26 protein-coding genes are annotated in these 21,893 nt (G+C 36.5%); 15 read left to right on the top strand and 11 right to left on the bottom strand.

Going from position 1 to position 21,893, the window contains the following annotated elements:
- The first annotated feature begins 171 nt into the window (after positions 1 to 171).
- Positions 172 to 717 carry a cupin domain-containing protein gene (locus QUF91_RS26590; RefSeq protein ID WP_289419896.1) on the top strand — a complete coding sequence of 182 codons (546 nt, stop codon included), beginning with the start codon at positions 172 to 174 and terminating at the stop codon, positions 715 to 717.
- Positions 718 to 742: 25 nt separating this feature from the next.
- On the opposite strand, the gene QUF91_RS26585 is transcribed toward QUF91_RS26590, so the two are convergent.
- Positions 743 to 2,212 (bottom strand): serine hydrolase domain-containing protein, encoded by a 1,470-nt coding sequence (locus tag QUF91_RS26585; RefSeq protein ID WP_289419895.1) that lies wholly within the window; start codon positions 2,210 to 2,212, stop codon positions 743 to 745.
- 400 nt (positions 2,213 to 2,612) lie between these two features.
- Here QUF91_RS26585 and QUF91_RS26580 point away from each other — a divergent pair, with 400 nt between their 5' ends.
- From QUF91_RS26580 to QUF91_RS26565, 4 genes are all read left to right on the top strand, one after another.
- Positions 2,613 to 2,981: a nuclear transport factor 2 family protein gene (locus tag QUF91_RS26580; RefSeq protein ID WP_285395847.1), complete on the top strand. Its 369-nt coding sequence runs from the start codon at positions 2,613 to 2,615 to the stop codon at positions 2,979 to 2,981.
- A 119-nt stretch (positions 2,982 to 3,100) separates the two neighbouring features.
- Positions 3,101 to 3,259, top strand: a complete 159-nt coding sequence (locus tag QUF91_RS26575) for a hypothetical protein (RefSeq protein ID WP_289419894.1) — start codon at positions 3,101 to 3,103, stop codon at positions 3,257 to 3,259.
- A gap of 37 nt (positions 3,260 to 3,296) precedes the next feature.
- Complete coding sequence (locus QUF91_RS26570) at positions 3,297 to 3,821, top strand: GNAT family N-acetyltransferase (RefSeq protein ID WP_289419893.1); 525 nt, start codon at positions 3,297 to 3,299, stop codon at positions 3,819 to 3,821.
- 30 nt (positions 3,822 to 3,851) lie between these two features.
- Positions 3,852 to 4,217, top strand: coding sequence for a YunG family protein (locus tag QUF91_RS26565; RefSeq protein WP_289419892.1), 366 nt, complete (start codon positions 3,852 to 3,854; stop codon positions 4,215 to 4,217).
- A 37-nt stretch (positions 4,218 to 4,254) separates the two neighbouring features.
- On the opposite strand, the gene QUF91_RS26560 is transcribed toward QUF91_RS26565, so the two are convergent.
- The gene (locus QUF91_RS26560; protein WP_289419891.1) at positions 4,255 to 5,190 is read right to left on the bottom strand and encodes an aldo/keto reductase; all 936 of its coding nucleotides are present in this window, start codon (positions 5,188 to 5,190) and stop codon (positions 4,255 to 4,257) included.
- Positions 5,191 to 5,334: 144 nt separating this feature from the next.
- Positions 5,335 to 6,087: an IclR family transcriptional regulator gene (locus QUF91_RS26555; protein WP_289419890.1), complete on the bottom strand. Its 753-nt coding sequence runs from the start codon at positions 6,085 to 6,087 to the stop codon at positions 5,335 to 5,337.
- Between the two features lie 687 nt (positions 6,088 to 6,774).
- On the opposite strand from QUF91_RS26555, the gene QUF91_RS26550 reads away from it, so the two are divergent.
- On the top strand, positions 6,775 to 8,175 hold the full coding sequence (locus tag QUF91_RS26550; RefSeq protein ID WP_285399510.1) for an amino acid permease: 1,401 nt from the start codon (positions 6,775 to 6,777) through the stop codon (positions 8,173 to 8,175).
- Between the two features lie 99 nt (positions 8,176 to 8,274).
- Here QUF91_RS26550 and QUF91_RS26545 read toward each other — a convergent pair whose 3' ends face one another.
- A complete protein-coding gene (locus QUF91_RS26545; RefSeq protein ID WP_285399508.1) occupies positions 8,275 to 8,664 on the bottom strand; it encodes a RidA family protein in 390 nt (129 codons plus the stop codon).
- Between the two features lie 428 nt (positions 8,665 to 9,092).
- On the opposite strand from QUF91_RS26545, the gene QUF91_RS26540 reads away from it, so the two are divergent.
- The 6 genes from QUF91_RS26540 to QUF91_RS28360 all read left to right on the top strand — a co-directional run bounded on the left by QUF91_RS26540 (position 9,093) and on the right by QUF91_RS28360 (position 12,570).
- The gene (locus tag QUF91_RS26540) at positions 9,093 to 10,136 is read left to right on the top strand and encodes an AI-2E family transporter (RefSeq protein WP_285399507.1); all 1,044 of its coding nucleotides are present in this window, start codon (positions 9,093 to 9,095) and stop codon (positions 10,134 to 10,136) included.
- A gap of 298 nt (positions 10,137 to 10,434) precedes the next feature.
- On the top strand, positions 10,435 to 10,698 hold the full coding sequence (locus QUF91_RS26535) for a CD3324 family protein (RefSeq protein ID WP_285399505.1): 264 nt from the start codon (positions 10,435 to 10,437) through the stop codon (positions 10,696 to 10,698).
- Between the two features lie 127 nt (positions 10,699 to 10,825).
- Positions 10,826 to 11,365 (top strand): GNAT family N-acetyltransferase, encoded by a 540-nt coding sequence (locus QUF91_RS26530; RefSeq protein ID WP_289419889.1) that lies wholly within the window; start codon positions 10,826 to 10,828, stop codon positions 11,363 to 11,365.
- A 157-nt stretch (positions 11,366 to 11,522) separates the two neighbouring features.
- Complete coding sequence (locus tag QUF91_RS26525) at positions 11,523 to 11,648, top strand: hypothetical protein (RefSeq protein ID WP_285399503.1); 126 nt, start codon at positions 11,523 to 11,525, stop codon at positions 11,646 to 11,648.
- A 154-nt stretch (positions 11,649 to 11,802) separates the two neighbouring features.
- On the top strand, positions 11,803 to 12,252 hold the full coding sequence (locus QUF91_RS26520) for a GNAT family N-acetyltransferase (protein ID WP_289419888.1): 450 nt from the start codon (positions 11,803 to 11,805) through the stop codon (positions 12,250 to 12,252).
- 117 nt (positions 12,253 to 12,369) lie between these two features.
- Positions 12,370 to 12,570, top strand: a complete 201-nt coding sequence (locus QUF91_RS28360; protein WP_481817482.1) for an excalibur calcium-binding domain-containing protein — start codon at positions 12,370 to 12,372, stop codon at positions 12,568 to 12,570.
- Positions 12,571 to 12,636: 66 nt separating this feature from the next.
- On the opposite strand, the gene QUF91_RS26510 is transcribed toward QUF91_RS28360, so the two are convergent.
- Both QUF91_RS26510 and QUF91_RS26505 read right to left on the bottom strand, forming a co-directional pair.
- Complete coding sequence (locus tag QUF91_RS26510) at positions 12,637 to 13,986, bottom strand: MATE family efflux transporter (RefSeq protein WP_289419887.1); 1,350 nt, start codon at positions 13,984 to 13,986, stop codon at positions 12,637 to 12,639.
- Positions 13,973 to 14,440: a GNAT family N-acetyltransferase gene (locus QUF91_RS26505; RefSeq protein WP_285399500.1), complete on the bottom strand. Its 468-nt coding sequence runs from the start codon at positions 14,438 to 14,440 to the stop codon at positions 13,973 to 13,975. Before QUF91_RS26505 ends, QUF91_RS26510 begins: the two co-directional genes overlap by 14 nt.
- A 207-nt stretch (positions 14,441 to 14,647) precedes the next feature.
- Between QUF91_RS26505 and QUF91_RS26500 the strand changes: the two genes are divergently transcribed.
- Positions 14,648 to 15,475: a MerR family transcriptional regulator gene (locus QUF91_RS26500; RefSeq protein WP_289419886.1), complete on the top strand. Its 828-nt coding sequence runs from the start codon at positions 14,648 to 14,650 to the stop codon at positions 15,473 to 15,475.
- Between the two features lie 138 nt (positions 15,476 to 15,613).
- Here the strand turns inward: QUF91_RS26500 and QUF91_RS26495 are convergent, their stop codons facing one another.
- On the bottom strand, positions 15,614 to 15,814 hold the full coding sequence (locus tag QUF91_RS26495) for a hypothetical protein (RefSeq protein ID WP_289419885.1): 201 nt from the start codon (positions 15,812 to 15,814) through the stop codon (positions 15,614 to 15,616).
- A gap of 246 nt (positions 15,815 to 16,060) precedes the next feature.
- On the opposite strand from QUF91_RS26495, the gene QUF91_RS26490 reads away from it, so the two are divergent.
- Entirely contained in the window at positions 16,061 to 17,335 is a 1,275-nt protein-coding gene (locus tag QUF91_RS26490; RefSeq protein ID WP_289419884.1) for an SMI1/KNR4 family protein, read from the top strand.
- A gap of 13 nt (positions 17,336 to 17,348) precedes the next feature.
- On the top strand, positions 17,349 to 18,524 hold the full coding sequence (locus QUF91_RS26485; protein ID WP_289419883.1) for a DUF4272 domain-containing protein: 1,176 nt from the start codon (positions 17,349 to 17,351) through the stop codon (positions 18,522 to 18,524).
- Positions 18,525 to 18,577: 53 nt separating this feature from the next.
- On the opposite strand, the gene QUF91_RS26480 is transcribed toward QUF91_RS26485, so the two are convergent.
- From QUF91_RS26480 to QUF91_RS26465, 4 genes are all read right to left on the bottom strand, one after another.
- Positions 18,578 to 20,002, bottom strand: a complete 1,425-nt coding sequence (locus QUF91_RS26480; protein ID WP_285399493.1) for an erythromycin esterase family protein — start codon at positions 20,000 to 20,002, stop codon at positions 18,578 to 18,580.
- Positions 20,003 to 20,123: 121 nt separating this feature from the next.
- Positions 20,124 to 20,381 carry a hypothetical protein gene (locus QUF91_RS26475; protein WP_289419882.1) on the bottom strand — a complete coding sequence of 86 codons (258 nt, stop codon included), beginning with the start codon at positions 20,379 to 20,381 and terminating at the stop codon, positions 20,124 to 20,126.
- Between the two features lie 263 nt (positions 20,382 to 20,644).
- Positions 20,645 to 20,998 (bottom strand): hypothetical protein, encoded by a 354-nt coding sequence (locus QUF91_RS26470; RefSeq protein WP_285399079.1) that lies wholly within the window; start codon positions 20,996 to 20,998, stop codon positions 20,645 to 20,647.
- A gap of 23 nt (positions 20,999 to 21,021) precedes the next feature.
- On the bottom strand, positions 21,022 to 21,717 hold the full coding sequence (locus tag QUF91_RS26465; protein ID WP_285399077.1) for a DUF2225 domain-containing protein: 696 nt from the start codon (positions 21,715 to 21,717) through the stop codon (positions 21,022 to 21,024).
- Positions 21,718 to 21,893 lie beyond the last annotated feature (176 nt).

The following is a 21,893-nucleotide window of genomic DNA, read 5'->3' as shown; positions in this document are numbered from 1 at the left end:
ATCAGGATGTGGTTCCTTTTCAGGGGTATCCAAGAATCTACTGAATGAAGATAAAGCCTCCGGCGGATGTCACGGATTTCGAAAGGAATGAATTGTGCAGGCACAATTTAAAATCCGGACGCAATTTGCGCCAAGGCGAAATTGATAATATGTATGAGAGGATTGAAATAAATGTACTATCCTTATTATGGAAATACCCAGCTGTATAATTATGGTTATCAACCGATGTACTGGGCTTATCCTAACAACGTAGCATACAATAACAGACCGAATTCCTTCTATTATGTCAACAATGACAACAACAATCCCCAGCTAAAGGACTATGGACCAAAGCCCTTTGTCGTTAACATTGAAGAAGCTACTAAGCAGAACAATAATTACCGTACTGCGCTATGGACGGGACCGAATTTACAGGTTACAGTTATGAGTCTTAATGTTGGAGAAGATATTGGTTTAGAAATGCACCCTCATGTTGATCAATTTTTACGTATTGAACAAGGCAATGGAGTCGCTCAGATGGGCCCTAGCAAAGACAATTTAAACTTCCAAAGAAATGTCAGTGATGGTTTTGCAATAATGGTCCCTGCTGGCACATGGCATAACGTAACGAATACAGGGAATATACCATTAAAGCTTTATACGATATATGCTCCTCCAAACCACCCATTTGGCACTGTACATGTTACGAAAGCGGATGCGATGGCTTCAGGTGATTAAGGTAAAATAAAAAGACAACTCCTACTTAGAGAAGTTGTCTTTTTTGATGTCGTTTAAATGAAATATAAATAGATAATAAGCCATTCAATGCTAAAAGAGTAACCGTTAATATAGTCAAAAATGCAATATCAGGAGCAAAAACTTTAATACTGTTCCAAGGTGAACCTAAGCTATAACTTAATAATGGAACTGAGATAATGACCAAAACTAAAAGTAGAATACCGAGAATACGCCACTTCCGTCTTTTTTTCGATATTTTTGATTTAGCCTTTATTAGTAGGTAAATAAACATCGCGAAAAGTAAACATAATAGAGCAATTGTTATGAGTTGAATCGTAGGTTTATATTTAGGTATTTCAACTGGTTCTTCTCCATTTAAAATATTGATAATCCCTTGTTTCAGATAGAGGAGCCCCTCTTCTTCTAATATATGACTTTTATTAGTAAGAATCACACCGCCCCAACCTGTTTCTGGTATAAAAAATACTTCAGACCGCGCATCAGGAGTTGAACCAGAATGCCATATCATTTCTTCTTTAGAATTTGGGTTTGAAACTCGTACACCAAAGCCATAATAGCGATTTTTACTAGTTTGAACGAGAGGGGATACATAAAGGTCCATAGCATTTTTGCTTAAAAAGTTATTACTGTCATGTTGACTAAGAAGTCTAATGAACTGGACCAAATCCGTTGTACTAGCTGTGACGTATCCATATGGTGCCCCTCCATTATCATATGTTACTGAGCTTTTTCTAGGGAGACCAAACCATGACTGATAGCCAGATAAATATCCTTTTTCATAGGCCATGCTTTCATTAGCGGCTGCATTTTTCATTCCTAATGGTGAAAAAACATGTTCCTCCATATAGTCAGAATATGTTTGATTAGTAACTTCTTCGATGAGAGCAGCAAGAATAGAGTAGTTAGCATTACTGTACTGGTGCTTTTCCCCAGGTGCGGCAGTCAGCTTAACATTCGATAAACTTTCTACATTTTCATTTATAGCATTCAAATCTTTAGATTCTAAGTCGGATATTGATAAGCCAGAATAAGTGCTTATCCCACTTGTGTGCGTAAGTAAATGTTTAATGGTTATTTGCGAAGCGGCTTGTTTATCTTTAAGGGTAAACCAAGGAATATATTTTTGAACTGGATCATCTAATTGAATGGTACCCTCTTCGATTAATTTCACTATGGCTAAGCCTGTTAATGATTTACTAATAGAGCCAATTACAAATGGAGTATCCGTAGTTACTTTTTCTGCAGATTCTCCCGTTACGCCCCACGAATTGGAGTAAAAAATATCGTTATTATGAACAATGGCAATAGATGCCCCAGGAATTCGCTGTTCTTCCAAAAAGTTTTCAACATAATTGTCTATAGTACTCTTAATATCTTGTTCTGCGGCGGAGATTTGTGAGACTGGTAGAAATAGATTGAATGGAATTAATAATAAACATACTAATATAGTTTTATATATTGAGATTTTTTTCATTGTTGTTTTCTCCTATTTCCTCCGAAAATTTTTCCGTCATAACTTCATAGCCATGACCTTTAATCCATGAAATAAATTTAACAAAAATATACACTTCTTTAAAGTATATGATATTTGTTGTGAAAACTATTCGGGAGAGAAAATAGAATGTAAAAGTAACATACAATACTTAATACATAATGATTTACCCTTTTACACTACTTAATCCAAAGCGGTCGGCAATCAACATAGCCTAACGAATCAAATTGGATATCCTTAATCATAGGATGGAAGATGAGGCTCTTAATAGGATGATTTAAATATAAAATAAATTCTCTTAAATGGTTTTGTATTGGGAATTGTGAAATAAAAGTTTATAATAATGGAAATATAATTAATAGTTTGAAAGGGTGGTTTAAACATGAAAAGAGAATTCATTATCGAATATGAAGAACGCCTGCGACAAGCGATGCTAAATGGAGATATCAAAGCTCTGGAAGAACTTATCGATGATAACCTTATCTTTGTAAATCACTTCGGACAAATCTTAACGAAGGAAGCGGATATTGATGCGTATCGTTCTGGGATACTGAGTTTTACAACTATCGATTTTTTAGATCAAAAAATAATTCTGTTAGAAAATTCGGCCGTGACAGTGACAAGGGCTACACTAAAAGGAACATTCGGCACAGAGCCAATTGAAGATGAAATGTGTTATTCACGTGTTTGGAAATCAAATGGTGAGCGTCTAATTATTGTGTCAGGCCATTGTAGTTCTGTTCCAAAGTAATTTTAAGTATATAAGAAGTGGATATTCAGTTTATAGCCACTTTTACTTTTCTATTCCCTTTTGCTTTGGGATGACATTTATTAAAACGTATGTCCTGTAGATTGGAGCGAGCCTCGCGAGTGAAGCGGCTCATCGGACGCCCCCCAGGAAGCTTTGCTCTGTGCGAAAGCGAAGCGACAGCAATTGTTTTATCTGTGCGACAGCAACAACAACAAATGTTTTCTGTAGCGACAGCTACAAAGCGCCCAGCCAGAACAGAAATCAACTCCACGTTATAGAGAAGAGCCCAATTTTATGCATTGGAGGATTATATGAATGGAATATAAACTTTTAGTAGATGAAATTGAAAATTTAGTGGAATTATTAACTCAAAACAAGTGGATGTATCATACCGACCAAAATGTAAATGAGGAATCCGTTCGAAAGGCGTATGCAGAAGGTAACTATCACAACGATTGCGAAACGCATTGGATCATTGATAATGAAGAAAAGGTTGGGATTATCATAATTCATGACATAAACGACACAATCCCATTATTCGATATCCGTTTAGATGCACGTTACAGGGGAAAAGGATACGGAGTAAAGACACTCCTCTGGTTACAAAATTACCTGTTTGGAGAAAAAGGTAAAATTCGCATTGAAGGTTATACGAGAGTCGATAATATCGGCATGAGAAAATGCTTTACGAATGCTGGTTTTGTGAAAGAAGGTCATTTAAGAAATGCTTGGGAGAACGCAGATGGTACTGTGACAGATAGTATCCTATATGGTGCAATCAAAGATGATTGGATGTTAGGTAGAACAACGCCTATAAAAATGGATGATGTACCATATTAAAAATTTCAGGTTGAAAAAGGGTGTTGTGGAATGTATGCGGAAAAAGATTTGCTAAGAGCTTTAAAAAAATCCTGGTCAAGTCAATCAAGTTCAAAATGGAATATAGATAATCCAGCGAGAGGACAATGCGGAGTTACTGCAATAGTTGTAAATGATATTCTTGGAGGCGAAATTTATAAAACATGGCTTGATGAAGGCTGGCATTTCTATAATATGCTCGAAGGGGAAAGAAGAGATTTTACGGAAGAGCAGTTTTCGTACAACCTCGAATATCAAGACCTTTGTTCAAGCAGAGAAGAGGCTTTTCAAGATACCAATGATGCTCAATATAGCTATCTTAAAACACAGGTTTATAGGAGTCTACTCTTAAATTGTAGTAAAGGTAAAAATCCGTAGACTCCTGCGACACGGATTTTTACCATTTAACATTACGTTATAATAAAACTTCTTCTATATTCACTAGATCTTCTTTTGTTAAAAGGACATCGGTTGCTTTCACATTGTTAGCAACTTGTTTTTTATGTTTTCCGCCTGGAATTACTGCATCAATGCCCTCTTGTGCTAATAACCAAGCAAGTGCTAGATTTGGTAATGTTGTTTGCTTTTCCTCTGCAATTTTCTTTAATGCATCTATTTTTACTAACGTTCGCTCAAATAATTCACCTTGGAATAAAGGATCCGAAATTCGCCAGTCTCCTGTACCTAACTTGAAGTCTTTTGTATATTTGCCACCAAGTAAGCCATATGCAAGTGGACCATACGGAATAAATGAAATATCATTTTTTATACAGTATGGCAATAAATCTTGTTCGGCTGAACGATTCAACATATTGTATGGAGATTGTAAGACAGCAATATCATTATGCGCATTCGCTTCTTTCAGTTGAGCTAATGTTACGTTTGAAATGCCTATTGCTCGGATTTTTCCTTCTTCTTTCAAGCGTGATAATTCACCAATCGCCTCAGCAAGAGGAGTTTCGTTATCTGGGAAGTGTAAATAGTAAAGGTCTACATAATCCATCTGTAGTCGGTGCAAGCTATTTTCGAGTGCACTTCTTAAATATTGTGGATCATTATTTGTTTTTACTGAACCATCCTCAAACCAATGTCTACCTCCCTTTGTCGCTAAAACGAAATCTTCCCTTGGATATTTCTTTAATACTTCGCCGACGAGCTCTTCTGAACGCCCTGTTCCATAAATGTCTGCTGTATCAAAAAAAGTTATCCCTAGGTCAAGTGCAGCGGAAACTAGTTCCTTCCCATCTTGTTCATTTAAGTTTTCGTATAAGTTATGTCCACCTACAGCATTCGTCCCAAGACCAATTTCTGAAATGTTGATAGTAGATTTTTTTAATGTATGAAATTTCATATTCCAACCTCCTCGATTTTCTGTAATCAGAATAGAGTAAAAAAATTATTTTACCAACATACATAGTTGTAGTTTCATATATAGAAACAAAAGCGTTTTAATTGCAAATAGAGAACGGATTAGAACTTTCCAAAGAAATTAACATTATGCTAAAAGATAATGGATTTCTTCTGTCAATTGCTGACTTGCCTCCACTAATTTTTTTACGAACGAACGAATGGCAGTTTTCTTAATTTGTTCTGTTGAACCATGCAAAGCAATGGCACCGATGACTTCTTCATTCACATAAATCGGGACGGCAATACAACATTTACCTAGATTCGTTTCTTCATTATCAACAGCATATCCTTGTGCTTTAATGACCTGTAAGTGAGGAATCAAAAGACCATAATCATAGAAGGTTTTTGCTGTAAATGTATTCAGTTCAATACTATTTAATATTTCACGTTGTTTTTTAGGTGATAGATGAGCTAATACTACTTTTCCAAGTGCGCTTGAATGCATGGGTGTTCGCGTATCGATTGCGTGAAAAGCAGGCTGTTCAAAAGGCTCCCTAATCACATTTTTTATCACGATCTCACAATCTTCCAAAATACCAATATAAGTAGTTATTTCTTCTTGCCGAGCTAATTGATAGGGCGCTACGAGAGACGTCCACTGAATTTCTTTATGCCAATATAAATGCTCGTCCCTAAAAATATGCGGATTTAATTGATAATACTTATTATATTTAATCACATAGTTCATTTTTTCTAGTGTATAAAGCATGCGAAAAACGGATGTCTTGTTCATTGATAATTCTTCCATAATTTCAGTTAATGTAAGAGAATGTTTTTGACGTAATACATCCAAAATTAAAATGCCTTTTTTTAATGTCGATACTTCATAGGAATCCATTTTGCCCGCTCCTAACTTCTAAAATAACTTAATCTGTACCTGTGAAATACTATTATAACCTTTATAACTTCTCAATTTTTAAGCATAAACAAATGGCTCATCACCAAAAGTTGTGGATGACATTTGTTAAAACATATGCCATGTATTAGTTAATCTTCGTTCCGGCTGGGCGACTCCTTGGGGATTAGCGGCTCATCGGACGCCTCCAGGAAGCTTTGCTCAGTGCGAAAGCGAAGTGCTAACGTAGCGGCAGCAACTGTTAGAGCCAAAAAAGGAGTTTGTCTCAGCGCAAGAGGCAACTCTTTTCTTAGTATTGAAAACATAATATTTCCAAAACAGAATCGCTAAAGCTCCTTTCGTTTTATAGGAATACTTTGAAGATTTATCGAAACAAAATCGCTCTTTATCGAAACTATTTGAGCTTTTATCGAAACAAAATCTCATTTTATCGAAACTATTTGGGCTTTTATCGAAAAACAAGCTCTTTCTATCAAAGAAATCAACCACACGTTATAGTGATGACCATATAAAAGAATGTGTCGAGTAGTTCGGTTTTTAGCGAGGTATGAATTGAGTCAATAATCTTATTATTGACTCAATTCTAAAAGATAGATAATATAATAATTATTTTAAAAGAATGTACAAACTAGTATATTTACTATCTTTATTGAAAATGGAGTGGTTATTATGGCGAAATTTTTACGAAGGAAGTCAATCGAGCAAGCCAATAAAATAACTGAAGTCGAACGCTATAAACTAAAACGTGAACTGGGACCGTTGCAATTATTGCTATATGTACTAGGAGCCACAATAGGAGCGGGAATTTTTGTACTGCCAGGAACTACAGCTGCTTTACATGCAGGTCCTGGTGTCGTTGTTTCTTTCTTAATTGGGGGCCTTGTAACAATTGCAGTTGGACTTGCTTATGTCGAATTTGCGGCAATGGTACCAGTTGCAGGGAGCGCGTACACCTATTCTTATATTGCATTAGGTGAAATTATTGCTTGGATAATCGGTTGGGATTTATTATTAGAATTTATCGTTATTTCTAGTACGGTCGCAGTTGGCTGGAGTGGTTACGTCAATTCATTTTTACAATCTGTCGGTATTCACTTGCCAGAAGTTTTAACAAAAGATATTGCTCATGGTGGGGTTGTGAATCTACCTGCTGTGGTTGGTTGGCTTATTGTCGCTTGGATTGCACTGAGCGGAATTAAAAATGTTGGTCGATCAAATATGTTATTTACAGCTGCAAAGGTTGGCGCGATTATTTTATTCCTTGCTATTGGGGCTTTTCATGTTAACCCTATAAACTGGACGCCATTTACACCGTTTGGCTGGTCAGGTGTAATGGCGGGAGCAGCATTAGTGTTCTTTGCCTTTACTGGATTTGATGGTGTAACAACTGTCTTGGAGGAAGTGAAAAATCCGCAAAAAACAATACCAAAAGCTTTAATTGGTGGTCTAAGTGTATTAACGCTTATTTATGCACTTGTTGCACTAGTATTAACAGGTATTGTACCATCCCCTGAGTTGGATGTTCCCAATCCTACTGTATATGCACTACAATCTGTTGGTATTCAGTGGGGAGGTGCTATCATAGCAGTATCAGTTATTTTTGGATTGCTTGCTACGATGATTGCCAATACAACTAGTGCGACGCGTGTGCTGTTTGCAATGAGCCGTGATGGGCTTCTACCAGACCGTATTGCACAAACAAATAAAAAAACAGGAGTCCCTGTATTATCAACTTTAATTGTGGTTGGAACAGGTATTCTCTTATCAGGATTTTTATCAATCGGAGAATTAGCGGAATTTGCTAACATCGGAGGTTTAACTGCCTTTGCTTTAACAACAGTTAGTGTCGTTGTTCTTCGTTATACACGACCAGATCAACCACGTGTATTCAAAGTCCCTGCGTTATGGCTTGTAGCAATTGTAGGGGTTGGAGGATGTCTTGTATTAATATTTAGTCTGCCACCATTTACTATAATACGCTTTATGATTTGGTTAGCAATAGGTTTAGTTATTTATTTTGCCTATGGATACAAACATGCTAAAATAAACGCTAAAAATGAAAATCTATAAATGTGACAAACACCCCTTTGGCTCTAAAGGGGTGTTTTTAAAACTAACTTACATACAGAGCAGGTCGCACATTCTTGTTCATGCCAACATATTATATGTTTAAACTTCCTTACATGCCCAGGCATCGATCTCGACCTTTAGGGCAGGAGCAGCAAGTGCTACTACGTACATCAATGTCGTACATGGAAGGTGATCACCAAGAAAATCACTTATTATTTGTTTTCTTTGATCCGCATTCATTTCCCCAACGCAATAAAAGACTAGCTTCGTTAAATCTTGAATTTCCATATTTGCACTTTCAAGATTCTTTCGGATATTTTCTAATGCTAACTTCATTTGAGCTAATGGCTCTTCAGGTACAGTCCCGTCTTTCTCCATTCCTATTTGTCCAGATAATGTTAACCATCTCTGTGGTCCTATCACTTCAATCTGATGTACATAAGGAGCAACTGGTAGATGAATGTCCTTCGGGTTTCTTGCAACTTTCATATAATCAATCCTTTCTTTTATGGCGAAAAATGTAATAATTACATCATACTGAAACTAATTCTAATTTTACAGCCATCATAGAAGAACTTACATTGGATATGATGGTTTAAAAGGTTATAATAGAATAATAGAATCAAGGCTTATAACGCTGATACAGCTTTCAATAAAGTACACAAGTAGTGTCATTAATTTCTAATTTGATAAGACATTCAATTCTTTTCGCTCCTTGGATGAATTTATTTCTTTTGAGACTTATAAAGCGCATGCATTTAAGTCTTATTTTAAGTGATGATGGAAATAATAATCCAATGAAGGAGGGAATTTACATAAGGATGATACGTAATGTTTTACATCAATTTTTTACTTGCTTTTGTTCATTTGATAGCGAAACCAAGGCAGCAAAGCCGTTTTGTAAAAGGAGTGAATACATGAGTAATTTCTTTCGAAGTAATGGATTTAAACGATTTATAATTCTAGTCGGGATCGCTGTTGCACTATATTTGATGCGAAGTATGATTAATCTTGTTCTACTCACGTTCATTATTACTTACTTGATGAATCAACTTACCACGAAGACAACAAAAGAGATTAGAAAATATGTACCAATGAACGAGAAAGCAGTGACAGTTACCCTCTATCTTTTACTTCTTGCAGGGATTGTGGCTGTTATTTACAAGTATTTGCCGGTCGTAACCCAACAAGTTACACAGCTTTTTGATCTTATCGCTAGCTTTAGTCTCGACCCTGATGAAAACGAGATTACAAGGTATTTAGCTCCAACCTTTGAGAAAATTGAGCTTGGTAAATATTTAGAGCAGGGTGTGGACCTAACTCTTAAAAATATTACGAATATTGGTAAAATCATCTTGCATGTGTTCATTTCCCTAATTTTAAGCTTGTTTATTTTGCTTGAGAAGAAACGTATTACGGAATTTACAGCGAAATTTAAAGATAGTAAAGTAAGTCACCTTTACTATGAATTACAATACTTCTCAAAAATATTCATTCGTTCTTTTGGTAAAGTGATTGAGGCACAATTTATAATTGCAGCTGTCAATTGTGTTTTATCTGTTATTGCCTTATACATTATGGGCTTCCCACATTTGATTGCACTAGGAATTATGCTCTTTATACTAGGATTAATTCCAGTAGCAGGGGTCATTATGTCTTTGATTCCTCTAAGTATAATTGCGTATAGTATCGGTGGTTTCGTGTACATTGTCTATATCTTGGTTATTGTTATGGTCTTACATGCAATAGAGGCATACTTCTTAAATCCAAAGCTTATGTCGGCGAAGACAGATTTACCGATTTTCTATACATTCATCGTCATTCTCTTCTCAGAGCATTTCTTTGGTGTATGGGGATTAATTATCGGTATCCCACTATTCATGTTCTTACTTGATATTTTGGGAGTTACGTCCTCTGAGGGTGAAGAGCAACATCCCACTGCAGTACAAGGGGAAAAGTAAATTGAATAAAGTTTTCGTTCAAAAAGGAATCAAATGTGTATGATTCCTTTTTGTTTTTGTTAATTGGAAAAAATATATATGCTAAGATAAACTTTGAATAGATTGATACGTTAGGGGGGATAGAAGTGAATAAATATAGTAAGTTCCTAGATACGGAAGCAGCCCATGCAAAGCCTAATTTTAATATGGCAATACTTTGCATGGGGTGAATTTTAATATTTGCCTTGAAGTATTTCTTATAAAATTAGCTTTGCTACCTTATTTTATTATTTTCAAAAAAAATGAGGGGTTGGCATAAATGGCTTATAAGAAGGCTTCAGTTATCTTACCGAAAGAACTTTTATTAGAAATCCAAAAATATGTTCAAGGTGAAATGATTTATATTCCAAAAATAGAAAACACTTATTTAGAGTGGGGTGCACGTTCAGGCACAAAGAAATATATTGAGGATAGAAATAAGTCGATAAAAGAAGCGTTTACGAATGGAGCTTCCATTGAACAATTATCTACTGAGTATCATTTAGCAGTAGAAACGATTAAAAAAATTGTATATACAAGGTAACTTATTAACGAGCAATGGCAGCTAATATGTTGGTGCTTTTCGTATGTCTAAAACAGTTCCTAATTGAACTAGGCATATTCTTACTAATGAAATTCCCTTTTAATATAGTTAAAGGGAGGGGCTTTTAATGATTATAGGGCAAGATGTCTTTTTAAGACCAATTACTGAAAAAGATGTAGATAGTATCTACGAGTGTTTTCAAGATGAAGAAATTATGTATATGACGGGTACGCGTAATATTTTAACAGAGGATCAGATTAGAGAGGCTTTAAATCGATTTAGCGAAGATTCTACACGCCATGATTTTGCAATTTGTTTACTAGAAAACAGCCAAATTATTGGTGATTTAGCCATTATGGAAATAGACTTAGACAATAAAAAGGCAATGTTCCGTATAGCTTTACACAGTATAGAAAATTGCGGTAAGGGATATGGGGCTGAAGCGGTTCGACTTGTACAAAAATTTGTGTTCGAGGAGCTACAGCTTAATCGTTTAGAATTACAGGTTTACTCTCATAATATCCGTGGAATGAAATCCTACGAGAAAGTAGGCTTCAAAAAGGAAGGCGTATTAAGACAGTCCTTATTTATGAACGATAAATATTCTGATGAAATTATTATGAGTATTCTTCGTGATGAATATATGGAATTAAAAAAGAGCCATTAGAAAATATAGATCGTTGCCAGCGCTGAATTTAGTAGTGCTGGATTTTTTTTGTATGATAGATTGCGATAAATGGGATCATCACCAAAAGTTGTGGATGACATTTTTTAAAATATATGCGCTGTATATTAGTTGATTGTAGTGGAGACTGGGCGACTCCTTGGGGATCAGCGTCACAGATGAGACCCTGGAGCGAGCAACGCGAGTGAAGCGGCTCATCGGACGCCCCCAGGAAAGCGCCCAGTCGGAACGGAAATCAACCCCATATTATGGTGAAGAGTTTTAATAATAAATGGAAAAATATGATATAGTATTATTGTAAATACTTTAAAGGGGGCGGTCATTATGACAAACAAAACTGTTTTTATCTTTAAATACTGGGGGATAACGCCTAACTAACATAAAAAAGCGTTTCCCTGAATTCGGAAGGGGAAAAATGTATGAGTAAGAATACTGTAAAAATTGTAGAAGTCAATGCAGAAAATTGGTATGAGTGTTGTCTATTAGAAATATCAAAAGAACAAAGAAATTATATTGAACCAAACGCTATTTCAATAGCACAATCAAAGTTTGAGCCAACATTAAAACCATATGCTATTTATTTTGAAGAGAAAGTAGTAGGTTTTTTAATGTTCAATTCTGTAATAGAAGAACTTGATGGCTATTGGATTTATCGAATTATGATAGATAAGCATTTTCAAGGTAAGGGTATAGGGAAAGAAGCTACTAAGCTAATGATTGCAGAAATAACTAAATTACCAAATGCGCAAAAAGTTATAGTAGGTTATCATCCTGAGAATAAAGGTGCACATTATTTATACTCAAGCTTGGGATTCAAAGATCATGGTGATCGCTTTGGTAAAGAAATGGCTGTCATCAAATATTTATAATAATGCGAAAAGGGGCCTATTTAAGGTCCCTTTTGTATTTTTTTTCAGTAAGTCTATTACTTTAGTATTGTTTATTGATTCTATATTCTGTAATATTATCCATTAGGAGGTGTTATAGTGAAAAAACTACTTATAACTTTATTAACAGCAACTTTAGTATTCTCAGTCACATCATTTAATGCTGATGTACAAGCGAAAGAGACATTTAAAAACTGTAAAGAATTAAACAAAAAATACCCTAAAGGTGTGAAAAAAGGTCATTCTGCCTATCAAGATAAGCTTGACAGAGATAAAGATGGTTGGGCTTGTGAAAAATAGAAATTAAACAATTTAAACCCCTTTCGAAACAATAATCGAAAGGGGTTTTCTTCTTCGGTTATAGCTCTAACTTAAGCTGCTTGCCTCTGAGAAAATCGTATGTGATTTTCTCTTCATAAAGATAAAAATGAGCAATGCGGTAATACCTTCTGCTACTGGGAAGGTCCACCAAATAGCCTGAGGGCCAAGTAATTTAGGCAATAGTATGAGGGCAGGGACAAATAATATAATACTACGTAATAACATAATAGTTGTTGCGAGTCGAATTTTTTCAATCGATTGGAAGAATTCCGCAAATACCATATTCACGCCAAGGAATGCATAGCCAATTGCAAAGTGTACAAAGCCTTGTGTTGCCATGTTGCGAATTTCAAACGTACTGTCACCAAATAACGCTATTAGCTGAGCAGGGAATAACTTAGCAATGATTACAGTAGTTAAACCGAGAATAAGTGCGGTGGCAATGCCGATTTTCAATAATGCTGTTAATCTCTCTATTAATCTTGCACCATGATGATAACTAACTAGAGGCTGTAGAGCCATGCCGATGCCAAGGAATACCGTTAACAGCACCGTATGAATATAGTTAACCATCGCATAGGCGGTAACTCCATTTGAGCCCAAATAGTGTAAAAATGTCACATTATATAAAATGACCATTACAGCGACAGAGGCTTCAACAATAAAACTTGGTAGCCCAATAGCGAATATTTTCTTTAAATCAGATATGCTGAAAAATTCACGTACAAATTTTAATTCGGATTGCTTGCGGAAGAAATGTAAGCATAGCACCGACATACCGATAATTGTGGAGAGTGCTGTAGCTAGGGCACAGCCTGTTACGCCGTAATTGAACACGAAAATAAAGAGGTAGTTTAAGATAATGTTTAAAACAGATGTAGTGATTAAGCCCATCATGGCAAGCTTTGGATTGCCATCATTTCGAATAAAAATACTTAGTAAGTTTTCAATTGTGTAAAACACACCGAAAATCAAAATAACATGTAGGTACTCTTGGACATAAGGATAAGTAGCATCACTTGCCCCGAATATATAGGAAATTTCCTTTAAATTTAATAAAAGTATTAGAATCAGTGTCATAACGACAACGATCATTGTTGTAAATGCTAATGTAAAGAGCTGGTGCGCTCGTTTTTTATTGCCCTCACCGAGAGAAATTGAAAATAGTGTAGCTCCACCCATACCAATCCAAAGAGAAATGGATAGCAAAATAGAGAAAATTGGTACGGCGATATTTACTCCTGCTAGAGCGGTTGGCCCAACTCCGTGACTAACGAAAATACCATCCACTAAAATATTTACTGACATCAACAACATGCCAATCATCGCTGGGAATAAGTATGATAAAAATAATGGCTTTAGTGGTCTTGTTTCAATAGGATTAATGGTTGTCATGAGCATGTACCTCCAATACCATTACCTTTTCACCGTTTTCATCTAGTTCACCGTTAAAAACGAACCCGAATTTTTTATAGAGCTGAATGGCTACTGTATTGTTGTCATAAACGCTTAAATATATTTTTTGACAGCTGTATTTAGCTACTAAATATTTAATAAGCTGCTGTAAAAAATATTTTCCCAATCCTTGGTGCTGATAGCGCTCATCGATGAAGTAGCGATCTAACCAAACGCGTTGCGTATTGTTCTTATATGGGAACGCACCATACATAGCGAAGCCGACTGCAATGTCCTCTCTATACAATCCAGCTGGAATATAGCGTTTATCAGTTTCTGCCTCCGCTAAGCATTGCATGGTACTCTCTATAAAATCTTGCTGATTGTCTGCAATGCGTAATGCTAAAATCTCCGCATTGTTTAAAGCTGTAATGTCACGAATTTCCGTGAACATAATGTCAAAACCCTTCTATTTTTTAATTTCTTTCAGTGGATGTCACGGAAATCGGAAAGAAGTTTTTATAGGATGTTAGCCTAAAAACATCTGCAGGCTTAAGCACAAAGCCGATTCCGGACGTAATTATGCAGTGGCATAATTGATTGTGAATAGCTACAATTTAATGTATATAGTAACTATATAGTCAAGGAGAGAAACTTAAGAATGTTTAATAAAAATGTAAAATATTTTACAACTGGTGAATTCGCTAAAATTTGTAAGGTGAATAAACAAACGCTCATTTACTACGATCAAATCGGTTTATTATCTCCAATTATGAAGGATAGTAAGGACTACCGTTATTATTCCATTGCGCAATATGATTTTTTTAGTGTGATCGAGCTATTAAAGGCGGTTGGCATGTCTTTAAAAGATATTCAAAAATATATGGCAGAAAAATCACCTGAAAATTTCTTAGACTTAATGCAACAGCAAAAGGACATTGTAGCGAAAAAACGTCGAGAGCTTGAGATGATTGAAAACATTATTGATGTAAAAATCGATTTAACAGAGGAAGCCTTACATCTTGATTTTGATAGCATTACGATTGAGCATCTGCCAGAAGCAACATTGTATTTAAGTAAAAATATCGAGGATTCGAAGGAGGAACAGTTTACGAAGGCTGTTTCAGACTTTATAGATGAATTAGACCGCTCTCAATTAGACACGGGTTATCCGATTGGGGGTATGACAAGAAGAGAGCAAGTATTAGCAGGAAACTATGATAACTATAGTTATTTATATATAGAGCAGCCACAGCCGAGGGAAGGTCATCCATATTTTGAAGCGATTGAAGGAGATTTTATCGTTGGCTATCATGTAGGACTGGCTACTACACTTGGTGAAACATACGAGCGATTATTTAAAGTCATGCGTGAAAAGGGCTACGAATTAGGGCAGTACGTATATGAGGAATATATTTATGACGCCGTTATTAAAAATCGTGAGGAGGAATATGTAACGAAAATTATGGTGGAAATTAAAAAAGGTTGATGATAAGGTTTTTGCTTATTAATAACACACTATTAGGAAGAGTCACTCCAAACAATTAAAAAAGAACTAGTAAAGGTAAGCAATTTAGCATGTATATGGAGCTTTAATGAAAGTAAAATCTTAGTGTTTTAAAGCGAATTAAAGTCTAGTCCTAATAAGTAAATGATTTCCTGACGATATAGTAGAAAGTCTATAAATATTAATAATACTTGGTGCAAACTTAAATAAGAGGCTCATACCATAACGTGTGGTTGATTTCCGTTCCGACTGGGCGCTTTGTTGCTGCCGCTTCGCTTTCGCACAGCTAAAACATTTGCCGCTGACGCTTCGCTTTCGCACAGCTAAAACATTTGCCGCTGACGCTTCGCTTTCGCGCAGAGCAGAGCTTCCTGGGGGCGTCCGATGAGCCGCTTCACTCGCGTTGCTCGCTCCAGGGTCTCATCTGTGACGCTAATCCCCAAGGAGTCGCCCAGCCTCCACTCCAATCAACCAATATACATTACATACGTTTTAACAAATGTCATCCACAACTTTTGGTGATGGGACAAATAAGAGTATCTTTCTTAACGTAGGGGAGGAAATAAGATGTGGGTTGAACGTTGGCATCATTTATTAAAACAGCTTGAACAGCAAGGGGCCTGGGTACATCCGCTTGAGATAAACCCTGTAGCTACAGAGCAAGAGCTAATAATAGTAGAAGAGCGGCTTGGTGTTCGAATTCCTTCTGAGTTCCGTGATTTATTACGACATTGCTCTCAACAAGTGGGGGTGTATTGGTCATTGCCAGACGAGGCTTTGCTTCCTATTGAACTGGATGATATACCTTCTGGTGACTTTGGTTGGAGCTTGGAAGGGCTAGATTTCCCTTATTTTGGCGGTGATGATGAAGATTCAGAAGAACAACTTTATTTACAGTTTCATACGGCTGGTAATGGCGATGCACTCCTTATTAGGATTGATGATGGTTCTGTTTGGTATTGGAGTCATGAGGAGGATGAGTTTGATCTGCTCGCAGGGAGTTTTAACGATTATGTAGAGCGAGTTACGGCATTAGGTTGTCTAGGTGCAGATTGCGGACAGCATCGACAGTTTTGTAGTGAGGATGGATTGGATTTGAGCCTAACTAGCTCTCAAATATGGCTGAAGTGGTTTGAACAATATTTAACACTAACTCTAAAGCAAGCAATGTCTAACATGGAATCCTTATTAATGTATGTATCGATGCATGGAGTAAAAGATTCTAAAGCACAGGAAGCGTTTGCACAGTTTGATTCTAGTGAGGTCTATCATACACTTCGAAATAAAATTGAACAATCACTGTCAGCAGCAGACAAAAAGGCATGGTGTGAAGTGTTAGTACAGGTGTGTGCAATTGAGGCCAGAGAATGGGTTAGAACGTTGTGGAATAAAGAAAATGAAATGCCTAATTCGCTTCGTGATTATTTAACAGCATATTGTCTGCCAGCGGAAGAAGGTTTATCTCTTGTTCTTCAAGATATCGAGAAACAGACAATTGATTCCTATACAGCTTTACATCGACTACGCCATTTCCATAATCCAAAAATTATAACGTGGATGAAGCATCATGTTGCATTTCCTATAGATGGGTGGGACACGCTTTTATCAGAATCACAGCCAAGTGCAGAGTTGCTATTTGAATGGCTGAACGGCAGTGAAGTAGAGCGACAAACTGCTATTCATGCAGCATGCCAAATGATGCAGCAAGGAATTAAGCCTACGACTCTCGTAGATAAAGAGAAGTGGCGACAATTGCTTGCGTTTTGGGAAGAAAATGAAGTACTAAGAAAAAATAAACAGCTATTTAGCCAAGCTCTCGAAGGCCTAGATAGTTCATGGTAAAGGAGAGAGAAGATTGAACCATTTCACAATATTTGCTTCTAAAAATGACATTGATGATATCGAGTTAAAAATTTCAAATGCTTTTGCAAAGGGTTTTGCAATCGTAAAAAATGAAAATGAGTATTCGATAAAATCCAAAGCATTGTTTAAAAAACATAAATTTATAATTAGAGTCATATGTGAAGATACGAACCCAGATTACTTCGCTAATAATATTCCTGGGATGATGGGTTATTACGATAACATTCCTTTTGAAGATAACAATTTAAAAGAATTAGTATTGACTCAAATATCTGTTTTAAATACAGTGATTGCGATCGAATCAGAAAAAGAGATAAACGAAGAACAGATACAGTTATTTACGAACTTACTATCAAGTATAGGTGGCATTGGCTTTTTACCGAATGGCACTTTATTAGACGATGAAGGGGCAGTTATTGTTTATCCTGATGGGCAATCAGGACCATCTGACTTTAGACCCCACGCTTGTACACGAAAGGTAACGGGACAAGAGGTGTCATCAGAAGAAGGCGAACAAAGAAAAAATAAAACGATAGCGTATTTAAAAGAAAAAGCTATTCCATATACAGCTTCCCTTCCTCAGCTCCCAACAATAGAGGCTTGTCAGTTTAAAAACCAAGAAGACATCGCTAGAAGAGCTGTAGCCCTGTTAATTGTCATTCAATTTGCCTGTGATGTGGCGCAAGGTGGAAATGTGGAAGAATCGCGAGACTTTTTCATCAATATGTTACGCACATATAAAGTGGAAGACTTTCTAACTAGCAATGAAAGAGACTTTTTACAAGCTTCAGAACCAGATGTGCAAGAAGCCATTAATATTTCATGGCAATATGAGGCTTATTGGACGCTTATTTGGGCACTTGGATTTGTTGAAGAGCTTGATTTTCCTGATGAAGTATGTGATTGCGAGCATGCCATTCAAGTTGTTTCTAACTGTGAAACGTTTGAACAATTTTATCTTCAAACTGCCATGCGTAGTCAGGAAGAGATATTGGATGAAGCGGACAAGATTTACAGATACCATTGGGCTTGTGTAGATAGTCGGATACAAGAACAAACAGCTCCTGCTAATATGAATGAAAGCATCGTCATGGAAAGACGCAGAGGGTTGTTCTGGATGATAGGGCATCGAAATGAAGAATGGGATACAATTTCGATGGATACTTAAATTTTAAAAAATAGCAAACTAGAAGAATGAGCTAGTTTGCTATTTTTATAATCTTACTTTATATAATTTGGTTTACTTACTTTATCAATCAGAAGAATGCCATCATATTGGTCGCGTGGAACTAGACTTTCCTCCATCGTTCCCCAGCTATATGATAAGCGAGGTTCAAACATCCATGAGTTCCCTCGTTCATTTTGACGGTTACGTAAGTCGATAAATGTGTAAGGTTTATTTGACGATGAAAGAATATCCTCGATAGATCCTTTTTTAGGCGGTAAAACGGCCATAGGTTCGCCTAAATTGTTTGCTGTTTCGCCACCAGCCATATAAAGGCCAAGCACATAGCTATATTTCTTGTAAATATCTGGTAGACGCTCACCCATTAATTTTATCGGATAAGGAGACCCCATTACTTCGGATTGTGCTTTACGAATATGGTCATTATGCGCCCAGACGATAAATTTTTCAGTTGGATAAACTTCCTCTGCTAACCAAAGTAAGTTTTCCATCATTGCTTGGTCACGCCATTCCATTGTCTTATAAAAAGACGCATAGTTATGTTGTTCGGAATCAATATTTGATTGAATGGATAATTCTACATATTCGTCGGCAAAGCGGATACGGTCAGCTAAAGTACGTTCCATAAGCTTTACAATATGTGGTTCGCTCGGATAAGCTGCTTTTAACTCTTTTTCTTTAAGCTGTACTTGTGACTTTACTTGCTTATATACATTAATAATGCTTGGTTTTACCTTTTGATAGCCCTTTAAATCCTTACCGAAGCTCCAGTCTGCAAGTTGCTCCTCCACTTCACTGAACTGTTTCGCCAGTTGACTATTTTGTAGCCAGTCACCGTTCGTAAATGCATTTTGCTGTAGAACATCAAAGCCTGCCAATTTTAATGATTTATCTGTTTTCTGTGTTTTTTTAGCATATTCAAATAACGGCAGTGTTTCTTTTGACCACCATACAGGATAAATAGCATTCTTCATCGTTTGTTGTGCTGATTGTTTATCAATTTGTCCTTGAGCATTCATGGCGTTCCCCATACCACTTTCAAAGGCTAGGACATTGTAGCCCATTTCTTGGTGTAAAAATTGAATGATACGTGTTTTTGCTAGGCTAAATTCTGCCGTGCCATGTGAACTTTCCCCTAAAAAAACGATACGTTTATCTTGTAATAAAGGTTTAAGCATTTCTAAATCTTCAAAGTTACTAGAAGGGATATTTTGTTGACCAACTGTTTCAGGTTGAATAGATGTCAGGCTGTAAGCATGGTCGTTTGTCCACTTTTTCCAATCTTGCAATGTTTCATTGGATGTGCGGGCTTGCTTTGCTTCCGAATTGTTCTCTAATGCTACACGCTCTTCTATAGCTGGAACTGCTGCTGATGCATATGATACTCCGTTAAACGCTACAAAACTTGTTAGCGCAATACTTAATGATAATAAAACCTTACGCTTTTTCCCTTTCGTCACTCTCCATCAGTCCTTCTCTTTATGTTAAGACCAATTATAAGTAGTTAAGTTTAAAGTAAAGGGGGGCTTTGTTTAAATTTTGTTTAAATTTGGTTTGTTTGTATTTTATGAGGCTCTTCACCTAAAACGTGTGGTTGATTTCCGTTCCGGCTGGGCGCTTTGTTGCTGACGCTACGCTTTCGCACAGATAAAACATTTGCCGCTGACGCTTCGCTTTCGCGCAGATAAAACATTTGTAGCTGACGCTTCGCTTTCGCGCAGATAAAACATTTGTAGCTGACGCTTCGCTTTCGCTACAGAAAACATTTGTAGCTGACGCTTCGCTTTCGCGCAGATAAAACATTTGTAGCTGACGCTTCGCTTTCGCTACAGAAAACATTTGTTGCTGTCGCTACGCTTTCGCACAGAGCAAAGCTTCCTAGGGGCGTCCGATGAGCCGCTTCACTCGCGCTGCTCGCTCCAGGGTCTCATCTGTGACACTAATCCCTAAGGAGTCGCCCAGCCTCCACTCCAATCAACCTATATACATGGCATACGTTTTAACAAATGTCATCCACAACTTTTGGTGATGAGCCTTTTATGAAAATAAAAAAATCTCCAAAGCGTAACTCAAAATTAGTCCACTGTGGAGATGTTTACTATTTATTTATAGTGATATGTGCTAGCTCTTACATTGTTTCGTTGTATTTGGTTGAACCATGCACGATCTTTTTCCTCTTGCTTTAATGTATTAACGATGGTTGATGAGCAGCTAATGCAGATTTTTGCTTGAGTAATCTGTCCACATCGTTCGCAAGGTGCGCCTAAGTTAGGAAAGATCGACTTTTTTAATTTTCCTGCTTTTACCCATTTATAAAGTAGCTCGGATGAAACACCTGTTAATGCAACTACCTCATCGTTCGTTAAATAGCGATTATTTTTTCTTAGTAGAAAATGATGTAAATCAGAAAAAATATCTTCTTCTCTCACATCAATTCTTTTTGTAAATAGCTGCATATCTATTCTTCTCCTTGTTTACTTCAATTGATGATTTCGCTTACACCTTCATTAACGTTAATAGGCTGCTCGTCATATTTATAGTTTTCCCAACGATTACGTGCTAATTTTCGATATTTATTGGAAACATTTCGGTCCGCTATTAATCGAGAGAATCCTTTTTTCGCTTCAGTAATATCACCGAGTCGGAGGCTTAATTCAGCATGTAAAAATTGAATTCGTTCTCCGCCCTCTTGATTGGAGGCAAAAGATTTACTGTAAAAGTCTCTAGCCGCAAAGAGGTAGCGCATTTCCGATTCATAATCGTTTTTTAAGCGATAGAGCCAAGCTATTTTCAGTGCGAAATTGGCCATAAGAAGAGATTCTTCCATTGATGCTCTGGATACAAGATAAGCTAATTTAAAGCTTATAATGGCATCATCGATTGTACGTTCCTTACATATATCCATAGGTTTTTGAAGTTCCTTAATGTACAGCTCATCAATAAGAAGCATGAAAGGCCCATAAGTTCTTGTCATAGATTTGTGGTAGGCATAGCCACAATGCGGACAAACAGCAACTTCATATAACAATGGATTTAAACCTTCATAGACTGACATGAAGTCTGTTTGCTCCTCGACTACTTTATAACGATTAGGACGTACTTTATAAGTGGTGAAATGCTTTTTGCAAAACTTGCAGTCCACACTACTTTCATAGTAGTAAATGTTGAATGCCACTAAGAATCAGCTCCTTTACATCCAATTAGGTTTTTATTTCTTTTGTTCTATGTATACGATAGTTGTATCGTTCAATATGTTTAATTAACTATCTACTATTTTAACAATTATGTGTTCTTTGGTATACTCCTTTAGAATTATAAAAATTAAAAATGATTATTACTTTTTTAGTCATT

The organism is Lysinibacillus sp. G4S2 (assembly GCF_030348505.1).
Lineage (GTDB): Bacteria > Bacillota > Bacilli > Bacillales_A > Planococcaceae > Lysinibacillus.
Note: the sequence above shows the minus strand (reverse complement) of the source record. Positions and strands in the feature narration are given on the sequence as shown.